This window comes from Streptomyces aureocirculatus (assembly GCF_000720475.1).
Lineage (GTDB): Bacteria > Actinomycetota > Actinomycetes > Streptomycetales > Streptomycetaceae > Streptomyces > Streptomyces aureocirculatus.
In genome coordinates this window covers 85,250-111,453 of sequence record NZ_JOAP01000011.1, presented here as the reverse complement: position 1 = coordinate 111,453, position 26,204 = coordinate 85,250, and the positions used below count along the sequence as shown (strand labels likewise).

The 26,204-nt window shown below is 73.0% G+C and carries 18 protein-coding genes and 1 pseudogene; 4 read left to right on the top strand and 15 right to left on the bottom strand.

Annotated features, from left to right (window positions below; genetic code table 11):
• Position 1 precedes the first annotated feature (1 nt).
• From IG78_RS0112745 to IG78_RS0112715, 7 genes are all read right to left on the bottom strand, one after another.
• Entirely contained in the window at positions 2-1,954 is a 1,953-nt protein-coding gene (locus IG78_RS0112745; RefSeq protein WP_051852579.1) for a hypothetical protein, read from the bottom strand.
• 181 nt (positions 1,955-2,135) lie between these two features.
• Positions 2,136-3,125: a malate dehydrogenase gene (locus IG78_RS0112740; protein WP_030562313.1), complete on the bottom strand. Its 990-nt coding sequence runs from the start codon at positions 3,123-3,125 to the stop codon at positions 2,136-2,138.
• 413 nt (positions 3,126-3,538) lie between these two features.
• Positions 3,539-4,846, bottom strand: a complete 1,308-nt coding sequence (locus IG78_RS0112735; protein WP_030562310.1) for a helix-turn-helix domain-containing protein — start codon at positions 4,844-4,846, stop codon at positions 3,539-3,541.
• A gap of 449 nt (positions 4,847-5,295) precedes the next feature.
• On the bottom strand, positions 5,296-5,991 hold the full coding sequence (locus tag IG78_RS0112730) for a response regulator (protein WP_030562309.1): 696 nt from the start codon (positions 5,989-5,991) through the stop codon (positions 5,296-5,298).
• Positions 5,988-7,157 (bottom strand): sensor histidine kinase, encoded by a 1,170-nt coding sequence (locus IG78_RS0112725; protein ID WP_030562307.1) that lies wholly within the window; start codon positions 7,155-7,157, stop codon positions 5,988-5,990. Before IG78_RS0112725 ends, IG78_RS0112730 begins: the two co-directional genes overlap by 4 nt.
• 458 nt (positions 7,158-7,615) lie before the next feature.
• On the bottom strand, positions 7,616-8,152 hold the full coding sequence (locus tag IG78_RS0112720) for a DUF3017 domain-containing protein (protein ID WP_030562305.1): 537 nt from the start codon (positions 8,150-8,152) through the stop codon (positions 7,616-7,618).
• A gap of 19 nt (positions 8,153-8,171) precedes the next feature.
• Positions 8,172-9,026 carry a bifunctional methylenetetrahydrofolate dehydrogenase/methenyltetrahydrofolate cyclohydrolase gene (locus IG78_RS0112715; RefSeq protein WP_030562303.1) on the bottom strand — a complete coding sequence of 285 codons (855 nt, stop codon included), beginning with the start codon at positions 9,024-9,026 and terminating at the stop codon, positions 8,172-8,174.
• Between the two features lie 305 nt (positions 9,027-9,331).
• Between IG78_RS0112715 and IG78_RS0112710 the strand changes: the two genes are divergently transcribed.
• Positions 9,332-9,955 carry an RDD family protein gene (locus tag IG78_RS0112710; protein ID WP_030562301.1) on the top strand — a complete coding sequence of 208 codons (624 nt, stop codon included), beginning with the start codon at positions 9,332-9,334 and terminating at the stop codon, positions 9,953-9,955.
• Between the two features lie 97 nt (positions 9,956-10,052).
• On the opposite strand, the gene purH is transcribed toward IG78_RS0112710, so the two are convergent.
• Together purH and purN are read right to left on the bottom strand one after the other, a co-directional pair.
• Positions 10,053-11,672, bottom strand: a complete 1,620-nt coding sequence (gene purH / locus IG78_RS0112705; protein ID WP_030562299.1) for a bifunctional phosphoribosylaminoimidazolecarboxamide formyltransferase/IMP cyclohydrolase — start codon at positions 11,670-11,672, stop codon at positions 10,053-10,055.
• Positions 11,669-12,289 carry a phosphoribosylglycinamide formyltransferase gene (gene purN, locus IG78_RS0112700; protein WP_030562297.1) on the bottom strand — a complete coding sequence of 207 codons (621 nt, stop codon included), beginning with the start codon at positions 12,287-12,289 and terminating at the stop codon, positions 11,669-11,671. The genes purH and purN overlap by 4 nt, the downstream gene beginning before the upstream one ends.
• Before the next feature lie 351 nt (positions 12,290-12,640).
• Here purN and IG78_RS0112695 point away from each other — a divergent pair, with 351 nt between their 5' ends.
• The gene (locus IG78_RS0112695; protein ID WP_037686026.1) at positions 12,641-13,669 is read left to right on the top strand and encodes a hypothetical protein; all 1,029 of its coding nucleotides are present in this window, start codon (positions 12,641-12,643) and stop codon (positions 13,667-13,669) included.
• Between the two features lie 280 nt (positions 13,670-13,949).
• On the opposite strand, the gene IG78_RS52420 is transcribed toward IG78_RS0112695, so the two are convergent.
• Complete coding sequence (locus tag IG78_RS52420) at positions 13,950-16,013, bottom strand: cell division protein PerM (RefSeq protein ID WP_211267707.1); 2,064 nt, start codon at positions 16,011-16,013, stop codon at positions 13,950-13,952.
• Between the two features lie 53 nt (positions 16,014-16,066).
• Here IG78_RS52420 and IG78_RS51265 point away from each other — a divergent pair.
• Positions 16,067-16,285, top strand: a pseudogene (locus IG78_RS51265) (helix-turn-helix transcriptional regulator); the annotation flags it as partial.
• Positions 16,286-16,789: 504 nt separating this feature from the next.
• Complete coding sequence (locus IG78_RS51260; protein ID WP_430739014.1) at positions 16,790-17,821, top strand: RNA polymerase sigma factor; 1,032 nt, start codon at positions 16,790-16,792, stop codon at positions 17,819-17,821.
• A gap of 214 nt (positions 17,822-18,035) precedes the next feature.
• Here the strand turns inward: IG78_RS51260 and sucD are convergent, their stop codons facing one another.
• The 5 genes from sucD to IG78_RS0112660 form a co-directional block, all read right to left on the bottom strand.
• Complete coding sequence (gene sucD / locus IG78_RS0112680) at positions 18,036-18,920, bottom strand: succinate--CoA ligase subunit alpha (protein ID WP_030562289.1); 885 nt, start codon at positions 18,918-18,920, stop codon at positions 18,036-18,038.
• Positions 18,921-18,943: 23 nt separating this feature from the next.
• On the bottom strand, positions 18,944-20,125 hold the full coding sequence (gene sucC, locus IG78_RS0112675; protein WP_030562287.1) for an ADP-forming succinate--CoA ligase subunit beta: 1,182 nt from the start codon (positions 20,123-20,125) through the stop codon (positions 18,944-18,946).
• A gap of 357 nt (positions 20,126-20,482) precedes the next feature.
• A complete protein-coding gene (locus IG78_RS0112670; RefSeq protein ID WP_430739013.1) occupies positions 20,483-21,685 on the bottom strand; it encodes a VWA domain-containing protein in 1,203 nt (400 codons plus the stop codon).
• Positions 21,686-22,341: 656 nt separating this feature from the next.
• Positions 22,342-24,819: a DUF5682 family protein gene (locus IG78_RS0112665; protein WP_051852578.1), complete on the bottom strand. Its 2,478-nt coding sequence runs from the start codon at positions 24,817-24,819 to the stop codon at positions 22,342-22,344.
• Positions 24,816-26,075, bottom strand: a complete 1,260-nt coding sequence (locus IG78_RS0112660; protein ID WP_078965515.1) for an ATP-binding protein — start codon at positions 26,073-26,075, stop codon at positions 24,816-24,818. Before IG78_RS0112660 ends, IG78_RS0112665 begins: the two co-directional genes overlap by 4 nt.
• Positions 26,076-26,204 lie beyond the last annotated feature (129 nt).

Sequence of the window (26,204 nt, the reverse complement as noted above, 5' to 3'; positions counted from 1 at the left end):
CTCACGCGGGGCTCTTGTCCATGTGGGTGGCCCGGCCGTGGGTGCCGGTGGCGAGGGCGCCGCCGGACATCTCCTTGATGTAGACACCGCTGTTGATCTGCGTGATGTGCTGCTCCAGGCGGTCGGTGCGGTAACCGCCCTCCCTGAGCGCGTCGCGCACGCCCTCGCCGATGCGGTCCTGGAGGGTGCGGGTGTAGCGGGCGACGTCCATCTCCTGGAACAGCGAGAGCTCGTCGGTGGCGGCGAGCTGGCGCAGCGAGACCAGCGGGGCATCGGGGGCGCGGCCGGGCTCCGGCCACAGTTGGGCGGCGCCGTGCCGCAGGAGACGGCCGAGGCTCCGCAGGGCACCGGCGGCTCCGGCGGGCACCCGCGCGGGGTCCGGGTCGGCCTCCGGCACCGTCAGCCACAGCCGCAGCGCGGTCCCGAGCGAGGGCAGCCAGCGCAGGGCGGTGATGCCGATGGCCACCGAGTGCGCGGGGGCGGCGACACAGGCGCGGGCCGCGGCGCGCAGCGGTCCTTCCGGCTCACCGCCCACGAGCCCGTCCACGGCGCGGAACTCGGCCCTGACCGGGCCGAGTACGTGCGGCACCACTTCCAGGACGAGCATGCCTCCTTGCGTGTGCACCCGGACCAGGAGCGAGACGACGACCTGCTCGTTCCAGGCGCCGACGCGGATGCGCAGGAAGTGGCGGCGCGCCTCGCCGCCCTCGCCCGCGGACTCGTCGAGGTGCCGGTCCGCCTGGTCCCGCGCGTACACGAGGGCCTGTCGCGCGCCCTCGCCCGTGTACACCTCCTCGTCGCGGCCGACGCCCGCCGGGAGATAGACGAACTCCTCGATCTCCAGTTGCCGCAGCCGGTCCCTGCTGGTGGCCGCCGCCGATGTGCGCAGGTCCTCCAGGCGGGGCTCGATCATCGTGATGACGTCGTTCGCGGTGAGCGCGACGGGAGCGGTCTGCTGCCGGGGCACACCGCCGTTCGCCCCGGGCGGGCCCGGCGCGGCACCGGCGGCCGGGGCGGCGTCGCCCTCGTCGGCGGCACGCTTCAGTTCCAGGACGACGGACCAGGGCTTGCGGGGCGTTCCGGCGCCGACGAAGGGGCGGTTGACGTCATACAGGGTGAGGGAGGCGTCCTGCTCGCGGCGGATGCACCGCTCGATGCGGCCGTACCGGGCGGGCAGGCGCGGCTGCTCGGTCTCGGCGAAGGTCTGCCGGGCCAACTGCGAGCGCAGTATCCGGGCGCGCAGGGAGGTGTGGCGCCAGACGACGGCCGCGATCAGGAGCGGGAAGATCACGGGGTACGGGGTGTCGGCGACCCCGTCGATCGCGGCCACCGCGTACGCGAGCGCCGCCGACCAGGCCGTGTACGTGAGCAGCCAGCCGAAGCGCCGCCGCAGCCAGGCGAGGGGCGCGGGCAGCGGCACCGGCCGCAGCGGCGCACCGACGCCCGTGTCCCGGCCCGCCACCATCCGCGCGCACCACAGCAGCAGCACCACGAGGGCGTACGCGAGGGCCCAGCCGCCGGGCACCATGCCGCCGAGCCCGCCGCCGGGCTCCGCGTCGCTTACGCCCGCGGCCTCGGTGCCGAACGGGAGCCAGGCGATGTCGGCGGCGGAGAGCCCCGCGTCGCCGCCCGCGCGGTCCTCCAGGGCGTCCCAGAGCAGCACGGCGTCCGTGATCAGGAACCCGGCCCAGACGGCGAGCAGCAGCAGCGCCGTCACCAGTTCGTCGCGCCGGGCGCGCAGCGCGTGCGCGAGCACCGGCAGCACATCGGCGCCGAGCGGAGGCGCCACCGGGCGCTCCGCGTGCCCGACGAGCTCTTCGACGACGCGTCTGCGGAACGCCGCGTTGAGGTGGGTGCCCGCGCTGAGCAGCCGGGTGGCCTCGGTGTGCGCGTACTGGCGGGGCGCCCGGCGTCGCTGCCGTCGGGACGGCCGCCGCGGCGGATCGGCTCGCATGCGGCGCAAGTTAGCGGAGGGGGCGGTGGGTGTCCGGCGAATGGGACAACTGTCCCCCGAAGGAATTCCGCGTACGCGAAAGCCCCCCGGGCCTTGGCTACGGCGTCGGGGGGCTTCGTCGTGCGCGCTCGCGTACGCGCGAACTCAGGTACGCGTACTACGGCGTGGTACTGCCGTGGTGCTAGATGAGGCCGAGGCCGCGGACCGCCTCGCGCTCCTCCTCCAGCTCCTTGACGGAGGCGTCGATGCGGGCGCGGGAGAAGTCGTTGACGTCCAGGCCCTGGACGATCTCGTACTTGCCGTCCTTGGCGGTGACGGGGAAGGAGGAGATGAGGCCCTCCGGCACACCGTACGAACCGTCGGACGGGATGCCCATGGAGGTCCAGTCACCGGCGGCCGTGCCGTTGACCCACGTGTGCACGTGGTCGATGGCGGCGTTGGCGGCCGAGGCGGCGGAGGACGCGCCGCGGGCCTCGATGATCGCGGCGCCGCGCTTGGCGACGGTCGGGATGAAGGTGTCGGCGAGCCACTGCTCGTCGTTCACGACCTCGGCGGCGTTCTTGCCGGCGATCTCCGCGTGGAAGATGTCCGGGTACTGGGTGGCGGAGTGGTTGCCCCAGATGGTGAGCCGCTTGATGTCGGCGACGGACGCGCCGGTCTTCTTCGCGAGCTGCGAGAGCGCGCGGTTGTGGTCCAGGCGCGTCATGGCGGTGAAGCGCTCGGCCGGTACGTCCGGGGCGGCGGCCTGCGCGATGAGCGCGTTGGTGTTGGCCGGGTTGCCGACGACGAGGACCTTGATGTCGTCCGCGGCGTGGTCGTTGATGGCCTTGCCCTGCGGCTTGAAGATGCCGCCGTTGGCCTCCAGGAGGTCACCGCGCTCCATGCCCTTGGTGCGGGGGCGGGCGCCGACGAGGAGGGCGACGTTGGCGCCGTCGAAGGCGACGTTCGGGTCGTCGCTGATCTCGATGCCCTTGAGCAGCGGGAAGGCGCAGTCGTCGAGCTCCATGGCGGTGCCCTCGGCGGCCTTGAGGGCGGGCGTGATCTCCAGGAGGCGCAGATTGACCGGCACGTCCGGGCCGAGCAGGTGGCCGGAGGCGATGCGGAAGAGCAGCGCGTAGCCGATCTGGCCGGCTGCGCCGGTGACGGTGACATTCACGGGAGTGCGGGTCATGGCGATCTCCGTAAGACGGCTGGCGGTGGGGGATTCCTGCCCCATGTGCTGGATCCCCACCGACGCCCTCGATGATCGATCTCTTGGCATCAAGAGAGATCCGGCGTCAGGTTACCGCGCCGTCGCCCGCCCGGAACGGTGGGGCCGTGTGGGCCACCCCACAAGCCCTGGCCCCTGGGCCTCGAACGGACACGGGTGGGCGGCCGCCACCTCGGGGGGACAAGGCGGCAGCCGCCGGGGGGTGTGACCACTCCCGTGGGGGTACGTACCGCCTGCCCCCGGATCGCCCCCGCATGCGCGCCCGCTGCCTTTTCTGTGGGCAACTGGTCCGCCAGGGGCGGAACGGGTGGGCACAGCGCACCCCTACGGCAGGCAAATGTGGGCAGAGGGGCACCCCTGCAAGCCGACGCCAGTCACTTCGTGCAGCCGGTCTCCCCGGTGGCGAGCGTCACGCACGCCTTGGCGGCGGCGGCGTCCCGCACGGCGACCATGGGCGTGTAGCCGTCGACCCCGTCGACGGTCCCCCGCTGCTGCGCCCCGGCCCCCGCACCGGACCCGGTGATCCGCACCTCGTCCCCCGGCGCGGCCAGGGTGACCCGGGCCCAGGCGGCCCCGCACGTCTTGCTGTACCGCACCTCGACGAGCGTCTTCGTCCCGATGGTCGCCCGGGACGTGGTCCTGGCGAACTCCCGGCCGCACCCCATGTTCTCGGGGTCCTTCCCGGCACAGTCGGCCCCACCGCACTCGACCCCCGCGGGCAGCTTCGCCGTGGACCTCGACGGCGCGGCGGACGGCTTCGCCTTCTCGTCGCCGTCGCCCTTGCCCACGTCCGTGAGGAACACCGCCGCCGCGATCACCACGAGCGCCCCCACCACACCGGCGAGGAACATCGTCAGCTTCCGCTTGCGCCGCTGCCCGTCGGGGGACTTCCCGTCGGACCCGGGCCCCCCGCCCGGGCGCACCGGCGCCACCGACGCCGTCGGGACCACCGATCCTGGCGGCGCCGACGCCTCGTACGAACGCGAGGCAGGCGTGGCCGGCGCCCCGCCCGACCCCGCCGGGGCCTGCGCCTGCGCCCCCTGCCGCACGGCCTCTGGCTCCCGTTCGGCGGGCTGCTGCCGCGGCACCGGCGGCACCGTCGGAGAGACCCCGGCGGGTCCGGCCACACCGGTCACGGTCCCGATGCCGCCCCGGGCCGCCCGCCCGGAACCACTGTTGTCCTTGGAGAGGTTGGGGGTCTGGGGTGCCTGGGGAGTCTGCGGAGTCTGTGGAGCCTTGACGGTCTTGGGAGCCTTGGAGGGCTTGCCCGCCCTGCCCGCCGCTGCGTCCCTGGACTCCTTGGACTCCTTGGACTCCTTGGAACTCCCCGGCGGGTTCGAGGCGAGCCCGCCGAGCGCGGCGCGGGCCTGGGAGATGCGTATGGCCTGCATCGTCATGTCGTGCCGCATCTCGGAGCGGCTCCAGGCGCGCTCCGCGAGCTCCCACATGGTGATGAGGTGCACCGGCGGTGTGCCGGTGACTTCGGCGAGCGCGACGATCGCACCCTTGGGGGCGAGCAGCCGACCGTTCAGATAGCGCTCCCACGACGTCTTGCTGTAGCCGGTCCTGTCCGACACCGCGGCGATGCTGAGCCCGCTGCGGTCGACCAGCGTGCGCAACTGACTCGCGAACTCCCTGACCTGTGGGTCGAGATCGTCCGGTAGCGCCTTCCAACGAGGCATTGCTCCCCCTGTTCCCCCCATACGTGCCTGTGCGCCCCCGCGCGTGAACTACCCAGAGGGATGCGCGGAACCGGGGCGTCAGTTCCCGGTGTGGGGGCGCACTGGAGCATTTGGGACAGAGTGTGCCCTGCCGTGCGCCCCGCGGTCCACGGCTCAGTGTCCCACCGCCGCTCCACCGCGCGTCACGGAACTCCCGCTCTCGCTCCCGCACGCCCCACGATCTTCCTGAATATGCCCTTTGACCAGGTCGTTTCTCATCCGTAGCGGGCCCAGAACACCGTTGCGGAATGGTCACTTCCGTGCCACAGGGGGCGGTCCCGACTTGTCGCCGCCATGGCGCGTCCATGACGCTTGACCACGGCGAGCACGGGGGCTCGCCCCACAGAGCGACGGCGCCCGTCCTCCCACGGGGGAGAGGACGGGCGCCGTCCCTGTGCGGCTCCACGAACTCAGATATTCGTTCCGCCCGGGATCACCAGACCCGTCTCGTACGCGATCACCACGGCCTGGGCCCTGGTGTCCAGGTCCAGTTTGTTCATGGTGCGGTTGAGGTGGGTCTTGACGGTCGCCTCGCTGATGTACAGACGGTCGGCTATCTCCGCGTTGGAGAGGCCCTGCGCGATCAGCTTCAGGACCTCCAGCTCGCGCCCGGTGAGCGCGGCGAGGTCGGCGGGCGGCGCGCCGGCCGGGGCGGGGGCGGCACCGGAACGCACCGCGAAGGCCTCCACCAGACGCCGTGTGACGCTCGGCGCGAACAGCGCGTCGCCGCTGGCCACCGCGGCCACGGCGGCCAGGAGCCGTTCGGGCCCCGAGTCCTTGAGCAGAAAACCGGCCGCGCCCGCGCGCAGCGCCCCGTACACGTACTCGTCGAGATCGAAGGTGGTGAGGACCAGGACGCGGGGCTGCGGCTCGGAGGCCGCGGCGAGGATGCGCTCGGTGGCCGTGATGCCGTTCATGCCGGGCATGCGGATGTCCATGAGGATCACGTCGGGGCGGGTCTCGGCGGCGAGCTCCACGGCTTCCGCGCCGTCACCGGCCTCGCCGACGACCTCGATCCCGGGCGCCGCCCGCAGCACACCGACGAGCCCGGCGCGGATGAGGAACTGGTCGTCCACGACGAGCACCTTGGTGTGGCTCTCGGTCATTCGGTGACATCGTCTCCCGCCGGTGCGGCCCGCGCCGATGTGGGCAGGGTCAGCCTGACGGCGAACCCTCCCGCGCTGCGCGGCCCGATGCTGATCGTTCCGCCGTAGAGCTTCGCTCGTTCACGCATACCAATCAACCCATGTCCACCACCACTCCTCACTCTGTCCGGAATCACCCCCTCCCCATCGTCGGTGACCGAGACCTCGATGCGGTCGCGGTGGTAGTGGAGTTCCACGGTCGCGCTGGCGTGGCGGGCGTGTTTGAGGACGTTGGTGAGGGCTTCCTGGACCACGCGGTACGCGCACAGTTCGACGCCGGGCGCGATCGGCCGCGGCGTCCCCGTGACCCGGAACTCCACGGGCACCCCGCCCGCCCTGACCCGGTCCGTCATGTCCTCGATGCGGGCGAGCCCCGGCATCGGCGCGTCCGGGACCACCCCGTCGTCCTCCTGGGCCCGCAGCACCCGCAGCATGCGCCGCATCTCCTCCAGGGCCTCGGTGCTGGTGGCGGAGATGGTGCCGAGCGCGGTGCGCGCGGTCTTGGCGTCGGAGTCGAAGACGAACTTGGCGAGCCCCGCCTGGACGGAGATCACCGACATGTGGTGGGCGACGACGTCGTGCAGCTCCCTGGCTATCCGGCCGCGCTCCTGAGCGACCGCGTGCCGGGCCCTCTCGTGCTGTTCGGCGTGGGTCTTGCGGGCGAGTTCCGCGGAGCGGCGGGCCAGGTACCCCATCCGCCACACCAGGGCGTTGATGCCGATGGCCTGTGAAGCGACCGTCGGCACCGACGGCATCGCGACGTTGTCCTGCCCCACGAGCCCGCCGTAGACCCAGATGGCCGCGAGCAGTCCCGCGCACCAGCCGGTGGCCTTCGTGGACTTCTGCAGGGCCACTGTGTAGAGACACAGCATCGGCCCGAAGGACGTCACCACGGGCCAGTAGCCGACGGCGACGTACAGGGTCCACAGCGAGTAGGTGAGCAGGCACGCCACCATGGGTGCCTTCCAGCGGAACATGGTCGGCAGGATCACCAGGGTGGCGAGCAGATAGCCGCGCGTATCGAGGGTGGACCAGCCCACCACATGGGCCTCCGGCCCCAGCAACGCGATCAGTGCTGCTTGCCCCAGTGCGAGCAGCACGTCGACTGCGAACGGGGGGAGGCGCATCGCCGCAGCGTAGCCCGCGTGCGGACGGGGGCACGTCCATCGGCTGCCGTACCGCGGAAGTTGTAGACGTCTCCCACGTACTCCGAAGGTGGTATACGAACGTCAACCCGGCACAGGACGACGGGGCACACCGGCGCCGCGTAGGTTCTTGCTCAGCACCACCACCCGCGCCGCCTTGAGAACACGGCGCGCCGGGGGAAGGGGGCGCGGGCCGCAAACGGGGGTTTGCACGGGGGACCAGGCCTGCGCCCCACCGCCCCCGGACACACAGACCACTGAGGTACGCGGCTTCGTGCGGGGGCGCACGAAGGAACGGGCCCGCGGCCGTCGGCACCACCCCCTGCCCCCACGGCCAACGGCCCGTACTCTCCTGGCGAGTACGGGCCGTTGGTGTGTGCCGTGGCCACCCGGCCGCGGTGCCATGGTCACCCGGCCGCGGTGGCCGCCGGGCCGCCCGGCTAGCTGCTGATCGTGAAGTGCAGCGCGTCGTCGAGGAACGGGATCTTCAGCCAGGGATTCGGCTGCGCCATCAACGCGAGCAGCACGATCACCAGGCCGAGACTGCCGTACGTCACCATGTCCGTGAACCGTGAGCGCACCGCCAGCATGCCGACGCCCGGCAGCCACCAGCGCAGCACGGCGCCCGCGAGCAGCGCGAGCCCGATCAGTATCGTGCCGACGCGGAACACGTCGAAGGCGGTCAGGAGCAGCCCGAGCCCCACCAGGGACACGACGCCGAGCAGCGGCCACTGGCGCGCGGGCGCGGGCGCGTCCCCGGACGCCGCGCGGCCGCCACCCTCGGGCCGTGCGGTGTCCCGGGTGAACAGCGGGAACCGCCGCGACACCTTGCGGGGTTCGCCGTCGGGCCCGGGGGCACTGACGGCACCCTTGGCGGTGGGCTCACCGTCGTCAGCCCCGCCGGTGTCGGCGGGCGCTGTGGCCGTGTGGGTGTCGGCGCGCGTGTCCGCGGGGTCACCCTTCGCCTCTGCGTTCATGGGCCAGCCCTTCCCTTGCTCAGCCGGCGCGGCGTTCCGCGGCCTCGACGACGTTGACCAGGAGCTGGGCGCGCGTCATCGGGCCCACCCCGCCGGGGTTGGGCGAGATCCACCCGGCGACCTCGGCGACTCCCGGGTGCACATCGCCGACGATCTTCCCGCTGTCGTCCCTGGAGACACCGACGTCGAGCACCGCGGCGCCCGGCTTCACGTCCTCGGGCTTGATGAGGTGCGGTACGCCGGCCGCCGCCACGATGATGTCGGCGCGCCGCAGGTGGGAGGAGAGGTCACGGGTGCCGGTGTGGCACTGGGTGACCGTCGCGTTCTCGGACTTGCGGGTGAGCAGCAGCGGCATCGGCCGCCCGATGGTCACCCCGCGCCCGACGACCACGACCTCCGCGCCCTTGATCTCGACGTCGTGCCGGCGCAGCAGCCGGATGATGCCGTACGGGGTGCAGGGCAGCGGCCCCGGCTCGTTCAGGACCAGGCGGCCCAGGTTGGTCGGGTGCAGGCCGTCCGCGTCCTTGGCCGGGTCCATCAGCTCCAGGATGCGGTTCTCGTCGATGCCCTTGGGGAGCGGCAGTTGCACGATGTAGCCGGTGCACGCCGGGTCGTCGTTCAGCTCCCGCACGACGGCCTCGATCTCCTCCTGCGAGGCGGTCGCGGGCAGTTCGCGCTGGATGGAGGCGATGCCGACCTGCGCGCAGTCGCGGTGCTTGCCCGCGACGTACTTCTGGCTGCCGGGGTCGTCGCCGACCAGGACAGTGCCGAGGCCGGGCGTGACGCCCTTCTCCTTCAGAGCCGCCACGCGGGCGGTCAGTTCGGACTTGATCGCTGCTGCGGTGGCCTTGCCATCGAGAATCTGGGCGGTCATGGCCCCATCCTCCCGGATGAGGGCGTCCGCGTACCAATCCGGGGCACCCGGGGTACAGGAGACACGCGCGGTAACACGGGGCGCACGGTCGGCCGGGACGACCCGTGGTGATTGCACTCGCACAACGCCAGGGGGGCGCGGCTGGACAAACACCGCAGCGCTGAAGAACGATATGGGCCACAGTGCCGCGGCCGGTGTCGGGGGGAACCGACGCATCTGTGAACGTTTTCTCCTCCGCGTGTGCCGCGTCGTCCCCGACAGTCCCCACACAGTCCCCGCACAGTCCCCGACGGAGGATCCCCGCCATGAGCAACCCCTACGGGCCGCCACCCCAGCAGCCCGGCCAGCCCGAACAAGCCGGTCAGCCCGGTTACGGCTACCCGCAGCAGGCCCCCCAGGGCGTACCGCCGCAGCAGGGCGGCTACCCGGGCCAGCACTACCCCTCCTACCCGCAGCAGCAGGGCGGCCAGTCCCCCTACGGCGCACCGCAGCAGGGGTACGACCCAAACGGCTACGGTGCCGCCCGGCCCGAGCTGGCGCACTGGGGTCTGCGCGTCGGCGCGTTCGCCGTGGACATGCTGGTGTTCGTCGGGATCTACATAGTGATGGTCGTCGGTCTCGTCATCGACGTGGCCGCCGTGCGGGCCGTCATCGTCGTGCTCGGCGTCGCCGCCCTGATCGGCATGGTGATCTACCAGCTCATCCAGGAGGGCCGTACGGGTCAGACCATCGGCAAGAAGGCGGTCGGCATCCGGCTGCTGCGTGAGCTGGACGGGCGTCCGGTCGGCGTCGGCATGGCGTTCGTGCGCCGCCTCGCCCACTTCCTGGACAGCCTGCCCTTCTACATCGGCTGGCTGTGGCCGCTGTGGGACTCCAAGAAGCAGACCTTCGCCGACAAGGTGTGCAGCACGGTCGTCATCAAGGGCTGACGTGACGGTTCATCAAGAACGACCATGACGGTCCATCGAGGCTGACGTGACGGTGGGGCGCACCCGGATCCGGGTGCGCCCCACCGTCACGTACCGCTCAGTGGAAGAAGTGCCGCGTCCCCGTGAGGTACATCGTCACGCCCGCCTTCTTCGCGGCCTCGACGACGAGTTCGTCGCGGACCGAACCGCCGGGCTGGACGACGGCCTTGACGCCCGCGGCGGTCAGGACCTCCAGACCGTCGGGGAAGGGGAAGAACGCGTCGGAGGCGGCGAAAGCACCGCGGGCCCGCTCCTCGCCGGCCCGTTCGACCGCGAGCTTCGCGGAGTCCACGCGGTTGACCTGGCCCATGCCGACGCCGACGGACGCCCCGTCCTTGGCGAGCAGGATCGCGTTGGACTTCACGGCACGGCAGGCGCGCCAGGCGAAGGACAGCTCGGCGAGCTCGCCCGCGGAGAGGGCGTCACCGGTGGCGAGGGTCCAGTTGGCCGGGTTGTCGCCCTCGGCCTGGAGCCTGTCGGTGACCTGGAGCAGCGCGCCGCCGTCGATGGGCTTGACCTCGACGGGGGCGGCGGGCGCCCGCGGGACGCGCAGGACCCGGATGTTCTTCTTCTTGGTGAGGGCTTCGAGCGCGCCGTCCTCGTAGTCGGGCGCGACGATGACCTCGGTGAAGATCTCGGCTACCTGCTCCGCCATCTCCGTGGTGACCGGCCGGTTCACGGCGATGACACCGCCGAACGCGGACAGCGGGTCACAGGCGTGCGCCTTGCGGTGCGCCTCGGCGACATTGCCGCCGATGGCGATGCCGCACGGGTTGGCGTGCTTGATGATCGCCACGCACGGGTCGTCGTGGTCGTACGCGGCACGGCGCGCGGCGTCCGTGTCCGTGAAGTTGTTGTACGACATCTCCTTGCCGTGCAACTGCTCGGCCTCGGCGAGGCCGCCCGTGCCGTCGACGTAGAGAGCGGCGCCCTGGTGCGGGTTCTCGCCGTAGCGGAGCACGTTCTTGCGGGTGTGCGTCGAACCGATGAACTCGGGGAGCCCGGAGTCGTCCGCGGTCGCGCCGTGCCCGTCAGCTCCGCCGTGGGTCTGCGCGAACCAGCTCGCCACGGCGACGTCGTACGCGGCCGTGTGCTGGAACGCCTCGCCCGCGAGCCGCTTGCGCGCCGCCAGGTCGAAGCCGCCCGCACGGACCGCGGCGAGCACGGCGTCGTACCGCGCGGGGCTGGTGACGACCGCCACGGAGGGGTGGTTCTTGGCGGCGGCGCGGACCATCGAGGGGCCGCCGATGTCGATCTGCTCCACGCACTCGTCGGGCGTCGCACCGGAGGCGACGGTCTCCTTGAACGGGTAGAGGTTCACGACGACGAGCTGGAACGGCTCCACGCCCAGCTCGGCGAGCTGCCGCCGGTGGTCCTCCAGGCGCAGGTCGGCGAGGATGCCGGCGTGCACGCGCGGGTGCAGCGTCTTGACCCGGCCGTCCAGGCACTCGGGGAAGCCGGTCAGCTCCTCGACCTTGGTGACCGGCACGCCCGTGGCGGCGATCCGCCCCGCGGTGGAGCCGGTCGACACCAGCTCCACGCCGGCCTCGTGCAGGCCGCGCGCGAGTTCTTCGAGCCCGGTCTTGTCGTAGACGCTGATGAGCGCGCGCCTGACGGGGCGCTGCGTACCCTCGGCGGTGGCCGTACCTGCTGCGGTGGCCGTACCTTCGGCGGTCACGGGATAACTACCTTTCGTCCCTCGATCGAGAAGCCGTCCCGGGCCAGGCGCCCGACGACTTCGACGAGCAGTCCTCGCTCGACTTCCTTGATGCGCTCGTGCAGCGCGCTCTCGTCGTCCTCGGCCCTGATCTCCACCACGCCCTGCGCGATGATCGGGCCGGTGTCGACGCCGTCGTCGACGAAGTGGACGGTGCAGCCGGTGACCTTCGCGCCGTACGCGAGTGCGTCGCGCACGCCGTGGGCCCCCGGAAAACTGGGCAGCAGGGCCGGGTGGGTGTTCACCGTGCGCCCGCCGAACCGGGCCAGGAACTCCTTCCCGACGATCTTCATGAACCCGGCGGACACGACCAGGTCCGGTTGGTACGCCGCGGTGGCGTCCGCGAGCGCGCGGTCCCACTCCTCGCGGCTCGCGTAGTCCTGCACGCGGCACACGAACGACGGCAGCCCCGCGCGCTCGGCGCGCTCCAGGCCCACGATGCCGGTGCGGTCGGCACCCACGGCCACGACCTCGGCGCCGTACGCGGCCGCCCCGTGCTCCGCGACGGCGTCGAGCAGTGCCTGCAAATTCGTACCTGATCCGGAGACCAGCACGACGAGGCGCTTGGCCTTGGCCACGGCGGGGCCCTTTCTCGGGTTCTTCTCGGGTTCTTCTGGGGTTGCTTCTCGGGTTCTCAGAAGTTCTCTTTGTACGACCATACGAAGGCTTCGCACTCCCCGATACGGGGAACTCTACGAAGCGGCCGACCGTCAGCAACGATACCGGCACACCGGGCCGCCCCTCACGGGACGGGGGCGCGGCCGGAAGGTAGCGTCTGTGGGGGCAGCCGCCCGAACAGCCGGTTGCCGAGCTCCACCACAGCCAGTCGCCAAGCTCCACCGCCGAGTTGCCGGCTCCGCCGAGTCGGCGGGTTCCACCAGCCGGGCTCTACCAAGGCCGAGCTCTACCAAGGGGAAGACGCACACCTGATGCCGGACCGCAGCCTCCGCCTCCCATCGACGCTCGCGCATGCCGCGCCCGGCCCGTCCCGCGCTCCCGGCGCGGGCGCCCCGACACGCGCCGGGCGGGACGGGACGACACTGCTGCGGGACGGCGGACGGTCCTCTTCGCCGCCTCGGGGGGCCGATGGGGCCGACGGGGCGGGTGGGTCCAGGGGCTCTGGGGGTTCCGGTGGGTCCGGGGGTTCCGGTGGTTCCGGGAGCTCCGGTGGTTCCGGTGGGTCCGGGGGCTCCGGGGGCCGGTCCGAGGACAATCCCTTCGCGCCGCCGCCCGAGGGCGCGCCCGAGCAGCCCTGGCGGCCGCGGCGGCCCAACGGCGGCCCCGGCTCCGACGCAGGCAACGGCCAGGACGGGTCCGGCGGTCACGGCGAATCGCCCTGGGGCAGCCAGTGGAGCGACCAGCAGCCGGGACGGTCGTCGGACGGCGGCTTCGGCGAGCGGCCGCGCGGCCAGGGGCAGGGGTCCGACAACTCCGGCTCCGGCGGATCGGGCGGCGGGACGCGCTGGGACCCGACCGACCCGGCCCAGCGCCGCGCGCGCTACGCCCTGCTCTCCGGCATGTGGGCGTTCTTCTTCGCACTCTTCGGCTGGCGGTACGTGGCACTGCTGCTCGGCGCGCTCGGCCTCCACTGGGCGATCAGCGCGCTGCGGGCCAAGCCGCGGGTGCCGGACCCGACGGCTCCGGCGGCTGCCCCGGCGACGTCAGGGGGGACGGCGGGTGCCGCCGGGGCGGGTGGCTCCGGTGGGCCAGGCGGCTCCGGGACCGCCGTCGCCCCGAAGGGCTCCGGGAGCGGATCGCGGCCGCAGACCACGGCGGCGATCAGCGGCCTCGTGACGGCCTCGCTCGCGCTGGTCATGGTGCTCGCGACGTTCGCCGCGCAGTTGATCTACCGGGACTACTACACGTGCCGTGACGACGCCCTGACCAACGCGTCCCAGGAGTCCTGCGAGGATCTGCTGCCCAAGGAGCTGCGGCCGCTCCTCACCGACCGCGACTGACGCCCGCGACCGCGACCGTGCGGCGTGCCTGACCCCGGTACCCGGGGGCGGGGGCGCCGCACAGCTCGTACACCTCGTACGACTCGTACAACGACGAAGGTCCCCTCACCCGTGAGTGAGGGGACCTTCGTTCTTGGAGCGCCCGGCAGGCCTTGCACCTACATTTCCCATCGGATGATGGGCGTCTTTCCTTGGACCACAGACGCGCGACTTCCGTGCTGTGCACCGAAGTTACGTCATGATCGTACACGAGGAGGCGGCGCTCTTTGAACCGCGTCGGCTATGCGTGCCGCTCAGGTTTTCCGTCCTGCCCGGGGCCGTTGTCGTCCTCCGGCCGGAAGAGGAAGTCGTACGGGTCGAGTTCGGGGGCGCGGGTGGGGGGCGGGGGTACGACCGGGGGTGTGGCCGGGGGTGTGGACGGGGGTGTGGGGGGAAGCTGGGGCGGGGGCGCGTCGCGCTTCCGCCATGGCCAGGCCCGGCTCCAGTCCCGGCTCCAGTCCCGGCTCCAGTCCCGGGGCTGGGACCTGGATCGGGCCCAGGACCAGGGGCGGGACCAGGGCCGGGTACGGGGCCGGGTACGGGGCTCGGGCCCGGACTCGGACTCTGGGCGGGGCTCGGACTCCGGGCGGGGCTCAGACCCCGGGCAGGGCTTGGGCGCGGGGCGGGGCTCGGACCCCGGGCGGGGCTTGGGCGCGGGGCGCGGCTCAGACCCCGAGCGCGGCTCGGACGCGGGGCGCGGCTCAGACCCCGGGCGCGGCTCAGACCCCGGGCGCGGCTCAGACCCCGGGCGCGGCTCAGACCCCGGGCGCGGCTCGGACGCGGGGCGCGGCTCGGACGCGGGGCGCAGTCGTGCCGCGGGGCGGGGCCAACGTCTGCTTCCTGCCTCGGGGGCCGCGGCTCCAGGGGGCGCCGGGCTGCCGGCCGCCGGGCTCGCCGGAGCCGTTGGACGCGCCGGACCCGCCGGACCCGACGGTCTCCCCGGCCCCGCCACCTGAAGCGCCTGCACCACCGCCGCCTCAAGTTGTGCCGCCTTCGCCCGGATCCGTGCCCGCGTACGCCACCAGCGCACCACCAGTGCCACCGGCACCCCCACCACCAGCGTCCAGCCCGTCGCCACCGCGCCCGTGAGCCACCACACCGGCCCGAAGTCGGCGAGCACCCGCACTCCCATCGGCCCCCCGGACAGCCCCGCGAGCACCGCGCTCAAGGCCCCGCACAGCACCGCCGCGAGGGTGGCGCCGAGTGCTGTCCGCCCCACCGGCCAGGACGCGTCCCCCGTCGACGAATCCCCTGCCGACGAATCCCCCGCCGTAGCCGCCCGCGCCACGAACCACCCGAGCGTCCACCCCGCGAGGACCGGCACCACCCCCGCCGCCCAGGTGAGCGGCGACCCGGGCCCCGCCTCCGGGACCGCCGCGAGCAGCGGGAACGGCGGCAGCAGCGGTGCCGCAGACGCGCCGAGGGGCGACACCACCGTCCCGGTCCCGAGTACGAAGCCGGGGCCGAGGCCGTACGCCGCGCCCCACACCGCCGCGTTCGGCACCAGCGCGAGTGCCAGCAGGAGCACCGCGAACCGTCCCGACCACACCGTGGTGACATCCAGGAACGACTCCCGTACGAGCCCCCCGTGCAGCACCACCGACAGCGCCACCAGCAGCGCTCCCCCGGCCACCAGGACGGCCGCCCCCGCGGCGGCGGCCCGCCCCACGGCGAGCGAGCGCTCGGGATCGAAGAAGCGACGCAGCACACCGGGTACCGGCAGCGCGCCCGCCGCCCGGCGCAGCGACCCCGGCAGCGGTCCGTACGGCCGCCCCTGTGCCGTCCACACGCCGAACCCGGCCGCCGCCACCGCGAGGAGCGGCACGTGCGCCGCCGCGCTCAGCCACGAGGGGCGCAGGCCGCCGCCCGCCGCGTACACCGTGGCCGCCGTCCCCACGAACACATAGCCGAGCACCACACCCGTCCACGCGGTGCGCACCCCGAGCGCCCGCTCCTCGGGGTCGGCCGCGTCCCGCGCCGCCCGGTGCACCAGCCAGGCGGGCAGCGCGAGCAGCAGCAACGGGGTGACGCCCACCGGCGCGGGCACGCCGGACAGCGTGTCGGTGCGGACGAGTTCCGTGCCGTGCGCCAGGAGCCACAGGGTGGCCGCTACGTGCAGCGCGCCGTCGGGTCCGCTGTCCGGGTACGGCGAGCTGATCCACAGTCCCATCACCAGGACCGCGAACACGCCGAGCCCGAGCCCCGCGGCGAGCGCGCCGCCGATCACACAGGTGCCGAGGCCCGGCGCCGTCTGCTTCCGGTAGAGCGTCAGAGAACCGGTGTCGGTCGTAGTCGGATGAGTCACACGGTCATGCTGCCAACGACACGCGCTTTCTTCGCGTAACGGGCGAATGCCGGATGTGTCGCCCAATATACGTTTATGTACTTTTTCGAAGGGTGGATCGGCTAGTCATGTCCCAGACTCCCCCGGCCCCCAAGCGCTCGGCCTCGTCCGGGCCAGGGGGAGCCCCCTCGCTGCCGTCCCCCAAGGAACGCCGCAGACTGCGCGAGGCGAAGTCGCTGAGCCAGGCCGAGGTCGCCGCGAAGCTGGGGGTCTCCCGCGCCACCGTCCGCGGCTGGGAGACGGGCCGCACCCAGCCCAGCGGCCGCCGCCGCGTGGCGTATGCCCGCTTTCTGGCGGGCATCGCGGCGGAGGCCGGGGCCCCGGGGGTCCCGGGGTCCGGCGCCGGTGCCCTCCGGGAGGGGGGCGTCCCGGACGGGGGCACCGCCCGGGGCGCCTCCCCGGGCGGGGGCGACGGCCAGGACGCCGTCCCGGGCGGGGGCGTCATCCCGGGCGGGGGCGCCCCGGACGCCGTCCCGGACCAGGATGGGAACACCCCGGGCACTGTCCCGGACCAGGGTGGGGGCGCCCTGGAGGCCGCCCGCGGGCAGGACGCCGATACCGCGGACACCGTCCGCCGGGAGGGCACGGGCACTCCGGACAAGGACGCCACCGAGGGGGGCCGCGACGCGGTGGGCGAGAGGGCGGCCCGCCACGCGGTGAGCGAAGCGGCTGTCCGCGACGCGGTGAGCCAGGAGGCCGCCCGCCACGCGGTGGACCAAGAGGCGGCCCGCCACGCGGTGGGCCAAGAGGCGACCCACGACGCGGTGGGCGAAGTGGCCGTCCGGGACGCGGTGAGCCAGGAGGCCGCCCGCCACGCGGTGGACCAGGAGGCGGCCCGCCACGCGGTGGGCGAAGTGGCCGTCCGGGACGCGGTGGGCCAGGAGGCGGTCCGCGACGCGGTTGGCCAGGAGGCCGCCCGTGACGTGGGCGAGGAGGTCGAGGGGCCCGGTGTCGGGGCCTCGGGACCGCCCCGTGGGCCCGAGGACGCCTTTGACGCGCTCTGTGCCGGCACGGCCCCCGCCCTGGTACGGCAGGCGTTCGCCCTGACGGGGCGCCGCGCCCTGGCCGAGGAGTCCGTCGAGCGCGCCTTCCAGCAGGCCTGGCAGCGCTGGCCGGAGGTGGCCGTGGACCGGGACCCGGCGGGCTGGGTACGCGCGGTCGCGCACGAGTACGCGCTGTCCCCCTGGCACCGGTTCCGTCCCGCCTACCGCCGTCCCGACGTACCGCCCGCCGAGGAAGCGGACCGCGCGCTGCTCCGCGTACTCCTCAGCCTGACGCCCGCGCAGCGCCGCACGCTGCTGCTCTACGACGGCGTCGGCCTCGACCTGCCGGAGACGGCGGCGGAGACGGAGGCGAGCACGCCCACCGCCGCCTACCGCCTCCTGAACGCCCGCGACGCCGTCGCCGAGCAGTTGCCCGCCACGGCGGGCCGCCCCGACGAACTGCACCGGGGCCTCGACGCCCTCGGCCGCACCGAGCGGCTGCGGCTGCCGCGTCCGGCGCGGGTACGGATCGGCAGCGAGCGCCGGGCCCGCGTCTGGACCCGGGCCGCCATCGCCTTCACCGCCCTGATCATCGGCGCCACGGCCCTCACCGTCCGCACCGCCCCCACCCGCTACGAGCCTCCCCAGTCCCCCGGCAGAGCCATCAGCGGCGTCCCCCCGCACATGGGCCCGGGCCCGCTCTCGTACGACGAGGAGTCCCTGCGCCAAAAACTCCGCGAGGAACCGGGCAACACCCCGGCAAGACTGACGCCACTGCCCCGCTAGCCACTTCGGGCAATCGTGCCGCGGGGCGGCACGGGTGGGCGCAGCACCCCGGTGCCGGGCGCCATGCCGGTACGCGCCAACCCCGCCGCCCCGGACGGGGCAACCGGCCGGTTCGGCCCGCCCCACCCCCGGCGGCCGGGGCAACAAGAACGCGGGCCCACACCCCTGGCGGAGGGGTGCGGGCCCGCGTTCGAGCGAACCGGACGTGCAGGCGCTAGCCGGCGAGAATCGCGCGGGCCAGCTTCGCCGTCTCGGTGGGCGTCTTGCCGACCTTCACACCGGCGGCCTCAAGGGCCTCCTTCTTCGCGGCAGCCGTGCCGGAGGAGCCGGAGACGATGGCACCGGCGTGGCCCATCGTCTTGCCCTCGGGCGCGGTGAAGCCCGCGACGTAACCGACGACCGGCTTCGTCACGTTCTCCTTGATGAAGTCCGCGGCACGCTCCTCGGCGTCACCACCGATCTCACCGATCATCACGATCAGGTCGGTCTCGGGGTCGGCCTCGAACGCGGCGAGCGCGTCGATGTGCGTCGTACCGATGACCGGGTCGCCACCGATGCCGACGGCCGACGAGAAGCCGATGTCACGGAGCTCGTACATCATCTGGTACGTCAGCGTGCCCGACTTCGAGACCAGACCGATGCGGCCCGGCTTCGTGATGTCGCCCGGGATGATGCCGGCGTTCGACTGACCCGGCGTGATCAGACCGGGGCAGTTCGGGCCGATGATGCGGGTCTTGTTGCCCTTGGACTTCGCGTACGCCCAGAAGGCGGCGGAGTCGTGGACGGCGATGCCCTCGGTGATGACGACCGCGAGCGGGATCTCGGCGTCGATGGCCTCGACGACGGCGGCCTTGGCGAAGGCCGGCGGCACGAAGAGGACGGAGACGTTGGCGCCCGTCTTCTCCATCGCCTCGGCGACCGTGCCGAAGACCGGGATGTCGTTGCCGTCGATGTCGACGGAGGTGCCCGCCTTGCGGGGGTTCACGCCACCGACGATGTTGGTGCCGTCACCCAGCATGAGCTTGGTGTGCTTCATGCCCGTGGCACCGGTCATGCCCTGGACGATGACCTTGCTGTCCTTGTTGAGGAAGATAGCCATGGTGGTCTGAGTCCCTTTATCCCTTACTTCGCAGCCGCGGCGAGCTCGGCGGCCTTGTCGGCCGCGCCGTCCATGGTGTCCACACGCTGCACGAGCGGGTGGTTGGCGTCGGACAGGATCTTGCGACCCAGCTCCGCGTTGTTGCCGTCGAGGCGCACGACCAGCGGCTTGGTGACCTCTTCACCCTTGGACTTCAGGAGCTCCAGGGCCTGCACGATGCCATTGGCGACCTCGTCGCAGGCGGTGATGCCGCCGAAGACGTTGACGAAGACGGACTTGACGTCCGGGTCGCCGAGGATGATCTCCAGGCCGTTCGCCATGACCTCGGCGGAGGCGCCGCCACCGATGTCGAGGAAGTTGGCGGGCTTCACGCTGCCGTGGTTCTCACCGGCGTACGCGACGACGTCCAGGGTGCTCATGACGAGACCCGCGCCGTTGCCGATGATGCCGACCTCGCCGTCGAGCTTGACGTAGTTGAGGTTCTTGGCCTTGGCGGCAGCCTCGAGCGGGTTGGCTGCGTCCTTGTCCTCAAGGGCCTCGTGCTCCAACTGGCGGAAGTCGGCGTTGGCGTCCAGGGACACCTTGCCGTCCAGCGCCAGGATGTCGCCGGAAGCGACCTTGGCCAGCGGGTTCACCTCGACGAGGAGCGCGTCCTCGGCGACGAAGGTGTCCCACAGGGTCACCATGACCTCGGCGACCTTCTCGGCGACCTCGGCCGGGAACTTCGCCTGCGCGACGATCTCGCGGGCCTTCTCGATCGTGACGCCCTCGTTGGAGTCGACCGGAACCTTGGCCAGCGCCTCGGGGGTCTTCTCCGCGACCTCCTCGATGTCCATGCCGCCCTGCACCGAGGCCATGGCCAGGAAGGTGCGGTTGGTGCGGTCGAGGAGGTACGAGACGTAGTACTCCTCAAGGATCTCGGGGGCCGTCTCGGCGATCATCACCTTGTGGACCGTGTGGCCCTTGATGTCCATGCCGAGGATGTCCGTCGCGCGGGCGACGGCCTCGTCCGGCGTCGCCGCCAGCTTCACACCGCCGGCCTTGCCGCGGCCTCCGACCTTCACCTGCGCCTTCACTACCGACTTGCCGCCAAGGCGATCAGTCGCCGCGCGCGCCGCCTCAGGCGTGTCGATGACTTCACCGGCCAGCACCGGTACACCGTGCTTGGCGAAGAGGTCCCTCGCCTGGTACTCGAACAGGTCCACGCGCGTCCGTCCCTTTTCAGTGATCTCGCGCCGCTGACGCTAGGCAGCGGCTTCAGTCTCTGCGTGCTCTGCGTGGGCGTGCCGCGAAGGGCAACGTGACTGCGCTGTCACAAGGGAGGCGTAGCCGAAAGTCCGGTACGCGGCATGTCCGTCTCGCAGGTTATCGCCGTGGGACGTGCGTCCCTAAATCGCAGGTCACATTTGCGCGGTGATGACGGTCACAGATCGTGGGGCCGGCCCGTTTGCTCGCGTGTGCTCACGTGATCAGTCGGTGTACGCGACCCGACGCGACGGCGCCCGCGGACGGGTGCTCCGGTGAACCGGCGAACCGGCGAACCGGTGAACCGATGGCCCCTGTCACCGAACCGCGGGCATGTCCGGTATGGGCAGGGGCCTCCGTTCGATCGCCGCCGCCATCACGTCCGGGAACAGGTCCGGCGTACACGCGAAGGCCGCCGCGTCCAGGGCGGAGAGCGCCGCCGCGTGCTCCCGGTCGTAGGCGGGTGCCCCTTCGTCGGACAGCGCGAGCAGCGTCACGAACTGCACGCCGGACGCCTTCATCGCCGCGACCCGCTTCAGCATCTCGTTCCGTATGCCGCCTTCGTAGAGGTCGGATATCAGCACGACGACGGTGTCCGCGGGACGGCTGATCCGCGCCTGGCAGTACGCGAGCGCCCGGTTGATGTCGGTGCCGCCGCCGAGCTGCGTACCGAAGAGGACGTCCACGGGATCGTCGATCTGGTCCGTCAGGTCCACGATGTTCGTGTCGAACACGACGAGCCGCGTGCTGATGGAGCGCATCGAGGCGAGCACCGCGCCGAAGACGGAGGCGTACACGACGGACGCCGCCATCGAACCGGACTGGTCGATGCAGAGGATGACGTCCTTCTTCACCGACTGCGCCGCCCTGCCGTACCCGATGAGCCGCTCGGGAACCACCGTCCTGTACTCGGGCAGGTAGTTCTTGAGGTTGGCCGCGATGGTGCGGTTCCAGTCGATGTCGCGGTGGCGCGGCCTGCTGACGCGTGCGCTGCGGTCGAGCGCCCCGGTGAGCGTGGCCCGGGTACGGGTCGCGAGCCGCTTCTCCAGGTCCTCGACCACCTTGCGTACGACGGCCCGCGCGGTCTCCTTCGTCGTCTCGGGCATCGCCTTGTTGAGGGAGAGCAGGGTGCCGACGAGGTGGACGTCCGCCTCGACGGCCGCCAGCATCTCGGGCTCCAGGAGCAGCGCGGAGAGGCCGAGCCGGTCGATGGCGTCACGCTGCATGACCTGGACCACGGACGTCGGGAAGTACGTCCGGATGTCCCCGAGCCACCGTGCGACCGACGGCGCCGAGACCCCGAGCCCGGCAGACCGTCCCTGCCCGCGCTCCTTCTTCCCCCCTCCCCCGTACAGCGCGGCGAGCGCCCCGTCCATCGCCACATCCCGCCCACCCAACGCACACCCGGTCCCGTCCGCCCCATCCCCCCCAAGCACCAACCGCCACCGCCGCAACCGCTCATCCCCGACCTCAGCCCCACTCACGCCCCCACCCTCACTCAGCCCCCCGCCCCCACTCACACCCTCAGCCCCGCTGCTCACACCCTCAACCCCGCTGCCGCCCCCGAGCCCACTCACACTCTCAGCCCTGCTGCCACCCGCTGCACCGTCGGCGCCCACCGCTGCGCTGACACCCTCAGCCCCGCTGCCGCCCCCGACCCCGCTCACACCCTCAGCCCCACGGCCACCCGCCGCACCACCGGCGCCCACCGCTGCGCTGGCACCCACCGCACCGCCCGCCTCCATCGCCCCACCCATATCTACGGCCCCCTTCACACCCGCCACCCCGCACACGTCGCCCCCAGCACTGACACCCGCGGCACCACTGACGCCCACCGCTCCGCTCACGCCCGCCGCACCACCGACACCCGCCGCCCCGCTCACGCCCGCCACCCCACTCGCCTCCGTCGAGAACGCCGGATCTGCCGGATCTGCCGGATCTGCCGGACCGGCTGCCGTCGCAGCGCAGGCCCCAGTCGCCCCAGTTGCCCCAGAAGTCACGGAACCCGCGGAGGAGACCGCGCAGGCGCTCAGGCCGCTCGCCTCCGCCACACCAGTCACGCCCGCAGCCCCACTCGCCTCCGCCGCCCCACCCATACCCGCCGGAGCGCTGACACCCGCCACACCACCGACACCCGCCGCCCCGCTCACGCCCTCCACACCCCTCACCCCCACCATCACGCCACCCCCACCAGCCAGTTCCCGCTCTGTCCGGCGCCGCCGCCCCGCCCGATCGGCCCGCCCCCGTCGGCACCGCCCCGCTCGGGCACCTCGTCGAGGTCGAGGGCGAGCAGCAGGCCGAGGACCGGGAGGACCGCGTCCGCACGGTCGCGGTCCAGCTCCGCCGCGAACCCCGGCGCGCCCTCGGTCGGCGATGTCGCGCCCGGCCGCCCCGGGCCCCTGCGCACCAGCTCGCCCAAGGACCGGCGCACGCCGGGCTCATACGCGGCGAACGTGCGCCGCAGCAGCGGCAGTACGTCGACGAAGGCGTCCCCCGGCACCCGCGTCAGCCACTGGTCGACGAGCCCGAGGAGGCGTTCGTCGTGCACGAGCAGCATCCCGCCCCCGGCGCCGCCCCCGACGAACCCCTCGATCCACGCTGCGGCCTCGGCCGGTTCGGTCCCGGGTGACAGGGCGAGCCCCATGAACCGCGCGGCCTCCCCCTCCTCCAGGCTCCCGTCGTCCATCAGAAGACGGGCGCACCGGCCGCGCACGACCCCGGCGACCCGCTCCCCCTCGACGAGCCCCCGCAGCACCCGCGCCCACCGAGGCCTGCCACCCCACCCGGTGTCCCCGTCGTCGGAACCGGGGCCCCCGGGCCCGTCCCCCTCGCCCCGGGCGATGAGGTCACCCAGCAGGCCCACGGCCAGGTGCACCGTGTCGATGTGCCCCCGCATGGCCGCCGCGGCGTCCGCGTCAAGGCCCGCGCACGCGGGCGGCAACCCGACGAACACCCGCTCGGCGAGCCCGCGCGCCACCTCCCCCAGCGCACCGGTGTCCGTGCCCCGCACATCCCCGTACCGCATCGAGCGCACGAGCGCGGGCAGTGCCTGCGCCAGATGACCGACGTCGGCGTCGAGCGCGGCACGGTCGGCGAGCACCCGCATCACCACCGGCAGCGCGTCGGGCAGCTCGGCCAGCAGGCACCGCTCGGCCAGCGCGGTGACCTCGGCGAGCGCCGGCGCCTCCACCGCGTCGGCCGCCGCCCTGGCGGTGGCCGCGCCCAGGACCGTCGTACCCCACACCCCGGCCTCGGCGACCCGCACCGAAAGCTCGGGCTCCCACCGCAGCCGCCAGGTCTCCCGGAACGTACCCGTGCTCCCGCGCGACTCGACCGGCTCCCCCCAGGCCACTCCGAGCAGCCGCAGTCGGTGCAGCAACCGGCTGCGGGCCGCGTCCGTGTCCTTGCGGAGGTCGAGTTCGACCTCCCGCTCCAGCGCCTCCGGCTTGAGCCGGAGCTTGCGCTGGATTCGGGTGAGGTCGCGCTGGAGCGGCACGGCCGGCGCGGACTCCGGCACCTCGCCGAGCACGTCCCCGACGACGAGCCGGTCGTGTACGAGCGCGAGCGGCACGTCCGAGCCCTCGCACAGCACGGCCCGCACCGCGTCCATCGTCTCGGTGAGCCCGGGCAGCGGCCGCCCGCGCATCACGGCGAGCGTGTCGGCGAGCCGCACCGCCTCGATGACGTGCGCGGACGACACGATCCGGTCCTCCTCCCTGAGCAGCCGCGCGACCTTCGTCAGCCAGCGTTCGACGGGCCGGTCGGGCGCGCCGAACAGATGGCCGTACCAGCCGGGTGAGTCGATGCCCGCCCCGTAACCGCTGTGCCGCGAGAGGCGGCGGTGCGTCCACGGCACCCACGTCATGTCGACCTTGACCTTCGGCAGCCCCTTCAGGAGGGCCCGGTCGGCGGTCACGGAGGCCTTCTGCCGCAGCGCGGGCACATGCCAGGCCCCGCACACCACGGCGACCCCCGCGGCCCCGAACTCCCGCTGGGCCGCCCGCACCTGGAGCCGCATGTACGCCTCGCGCACCAGATCCCGGTCGTGCCCGCCGCTGCCGTACGTCTCGCGCAGCGCTCCCATGGCCTCACCGAGCGCCTCGAAGGGCGCGTACGCGTCGCCACCGCCCGCGCGGTGTTCGACGACGTCCTCCCACCAGCGCTCCGGGTCGTCGTACCCGGCCGCTTCGGCGAGCGCCCCCAGCGGATCGATCCGCACGGTCTCCCCGGTACCGGTACCGGCGCCGGGCTCCTCGGCCCCCGTTTCCTCGTCCCCCGGCTCCTCGCGGCCCTGTGCCAACGTGTGCGCGGCCGGCAGGTCCATGAAGCGCACCGGCACCCCGTGCCGTACCGCCCACCGGATCGCCACCCACTCGGGCGAGAACTCGGCGAGCGGCCAGAACGCCGAGCGGCCCGGCTCGTCCACCACGTGTGCGAGCAGCGCGACCGGCGGCCGCATCCCGGCCTCGGCGGCGAGCCCCACCAGGCCGTCCGCCTCCGGCGGCCCTTCGACGAGGAGCACCTGCGGCCGCGCCGCGTCGAGCGCCGCGCGCACGGCCCGCGCGGACCCCGGGCCGTGATGCCGCACGCCGAGCAGCAGCGGCCCGTCCGCCCGGGCCCCGGTGCCCGCCGTCACCTGCGTGGCCGTCGTCATGCGCTCACCTCGCGGCACGCGCGGTAGAAGTCCTTCCACCCGTCGCGCTCGCGCACGACCGCCTCCAGATACTCCTGCCAGATCACCCGGTCCGCCGCGGGATCCCGCACCACCGCGCCGAGGATGCCCGCGGCCACGTCACCGGGGCGCAGCACTCCGTCCCCGAAGTGCGTGGCCAGGGCAAGGCCGTTGGTGACCACGGAGATCGCCTCGGCCGTCGACAGCGTCCCGCTCGGCGACTTCACCTTCGTACGGCCGTCCGCGGTCACGCCTGCGCGCAGCTCGCGGAACACGGTGACGACGCGACGGATCTCGTCGATGCCCTCGGGCCCGGTCGGCAGGTCGAGGGAGCGGCCGATCTGGTCGACGCGGCGCGAGACGATGTCGACCTCGGCCTCGGCGCTCTCGGGCAGCGGAAGGACGACGGTGTTGAAGCGGCGGCGCAGGGCGCTGGACAGGTCGTTGACGCCGCGGTCGCGGTCGTTGGCCGTGGCGATGAGGTTGAAGCCGCTCACGGCCTGCACCTCTTGGCCGAGCTCCGGTATGGGCAGGGTCTTCTCGGACAGGATCGTGATGAGCGTGTCCTGTACGTCGGCCGGGATGCGGGTCAGCTCCTCGACGCGTGCCGTCATGCCCTCGGACATGGCCCGCATCACCGGGCTCGGCACCAGCGCGTCGCGGCTCGGCCCGTGCGCGAGCAACCGCGCGTAGTTCCACCCGTACCGGATGGCCTCCTCGGGCGTGCCCGCCGTGCCCTGCACAAGGAGCGTCGAGTCGCCGCTGACCGCGGCGGCCAGGTGCTCGGACACCCAGGTCTTGGCGGTGCCCGGCACCCCGAGGAGGAGCAGGGCCCGGTCGGTGGCGAGCGTGGTGACGGCGACCTCGACGATGCGGCGCGGTCCCACGTACTTCGGTGTGATCACGGTGCCGTCGGGCAGCGTGCCACCCAGCAGATATGTCGCCACGGCCCAGGGCGAGAGCAGCCAGCGGGCGGGGCGTGGCCGGTCGTCGTGCGCGGCGAGCGCGGCCAGTTCGGCGGCGAAGGCGTCCTCGGCGTGCGGCCTGAGCGCCTGCGCGGTCTCCTCTGCGGCTTCCGTGACTTCTGGGGCGTCCGGGGCGTCCGGGGCATCTACGGCGGCTGGGGCCTGCGCGGCGACGGCAGCCGGACCGGCCGGTCCGACAGGTCCGGCAGGACTGGCAGATCCGGCAGGACCGGCAGGACTGGCAGATCCGGCGTTCTCGACGGAAACAGACATGGTGATCCCCCTCCAGCTCATGCATGCGCCGGCGTCACGGCAGGGCCGCGACGCGGGAATGCGGCAGCAACGATCAACAGCACGAGTCCTCGTGACGACGGTCTCGGCCGCGATGTGTTCCACCGTGCA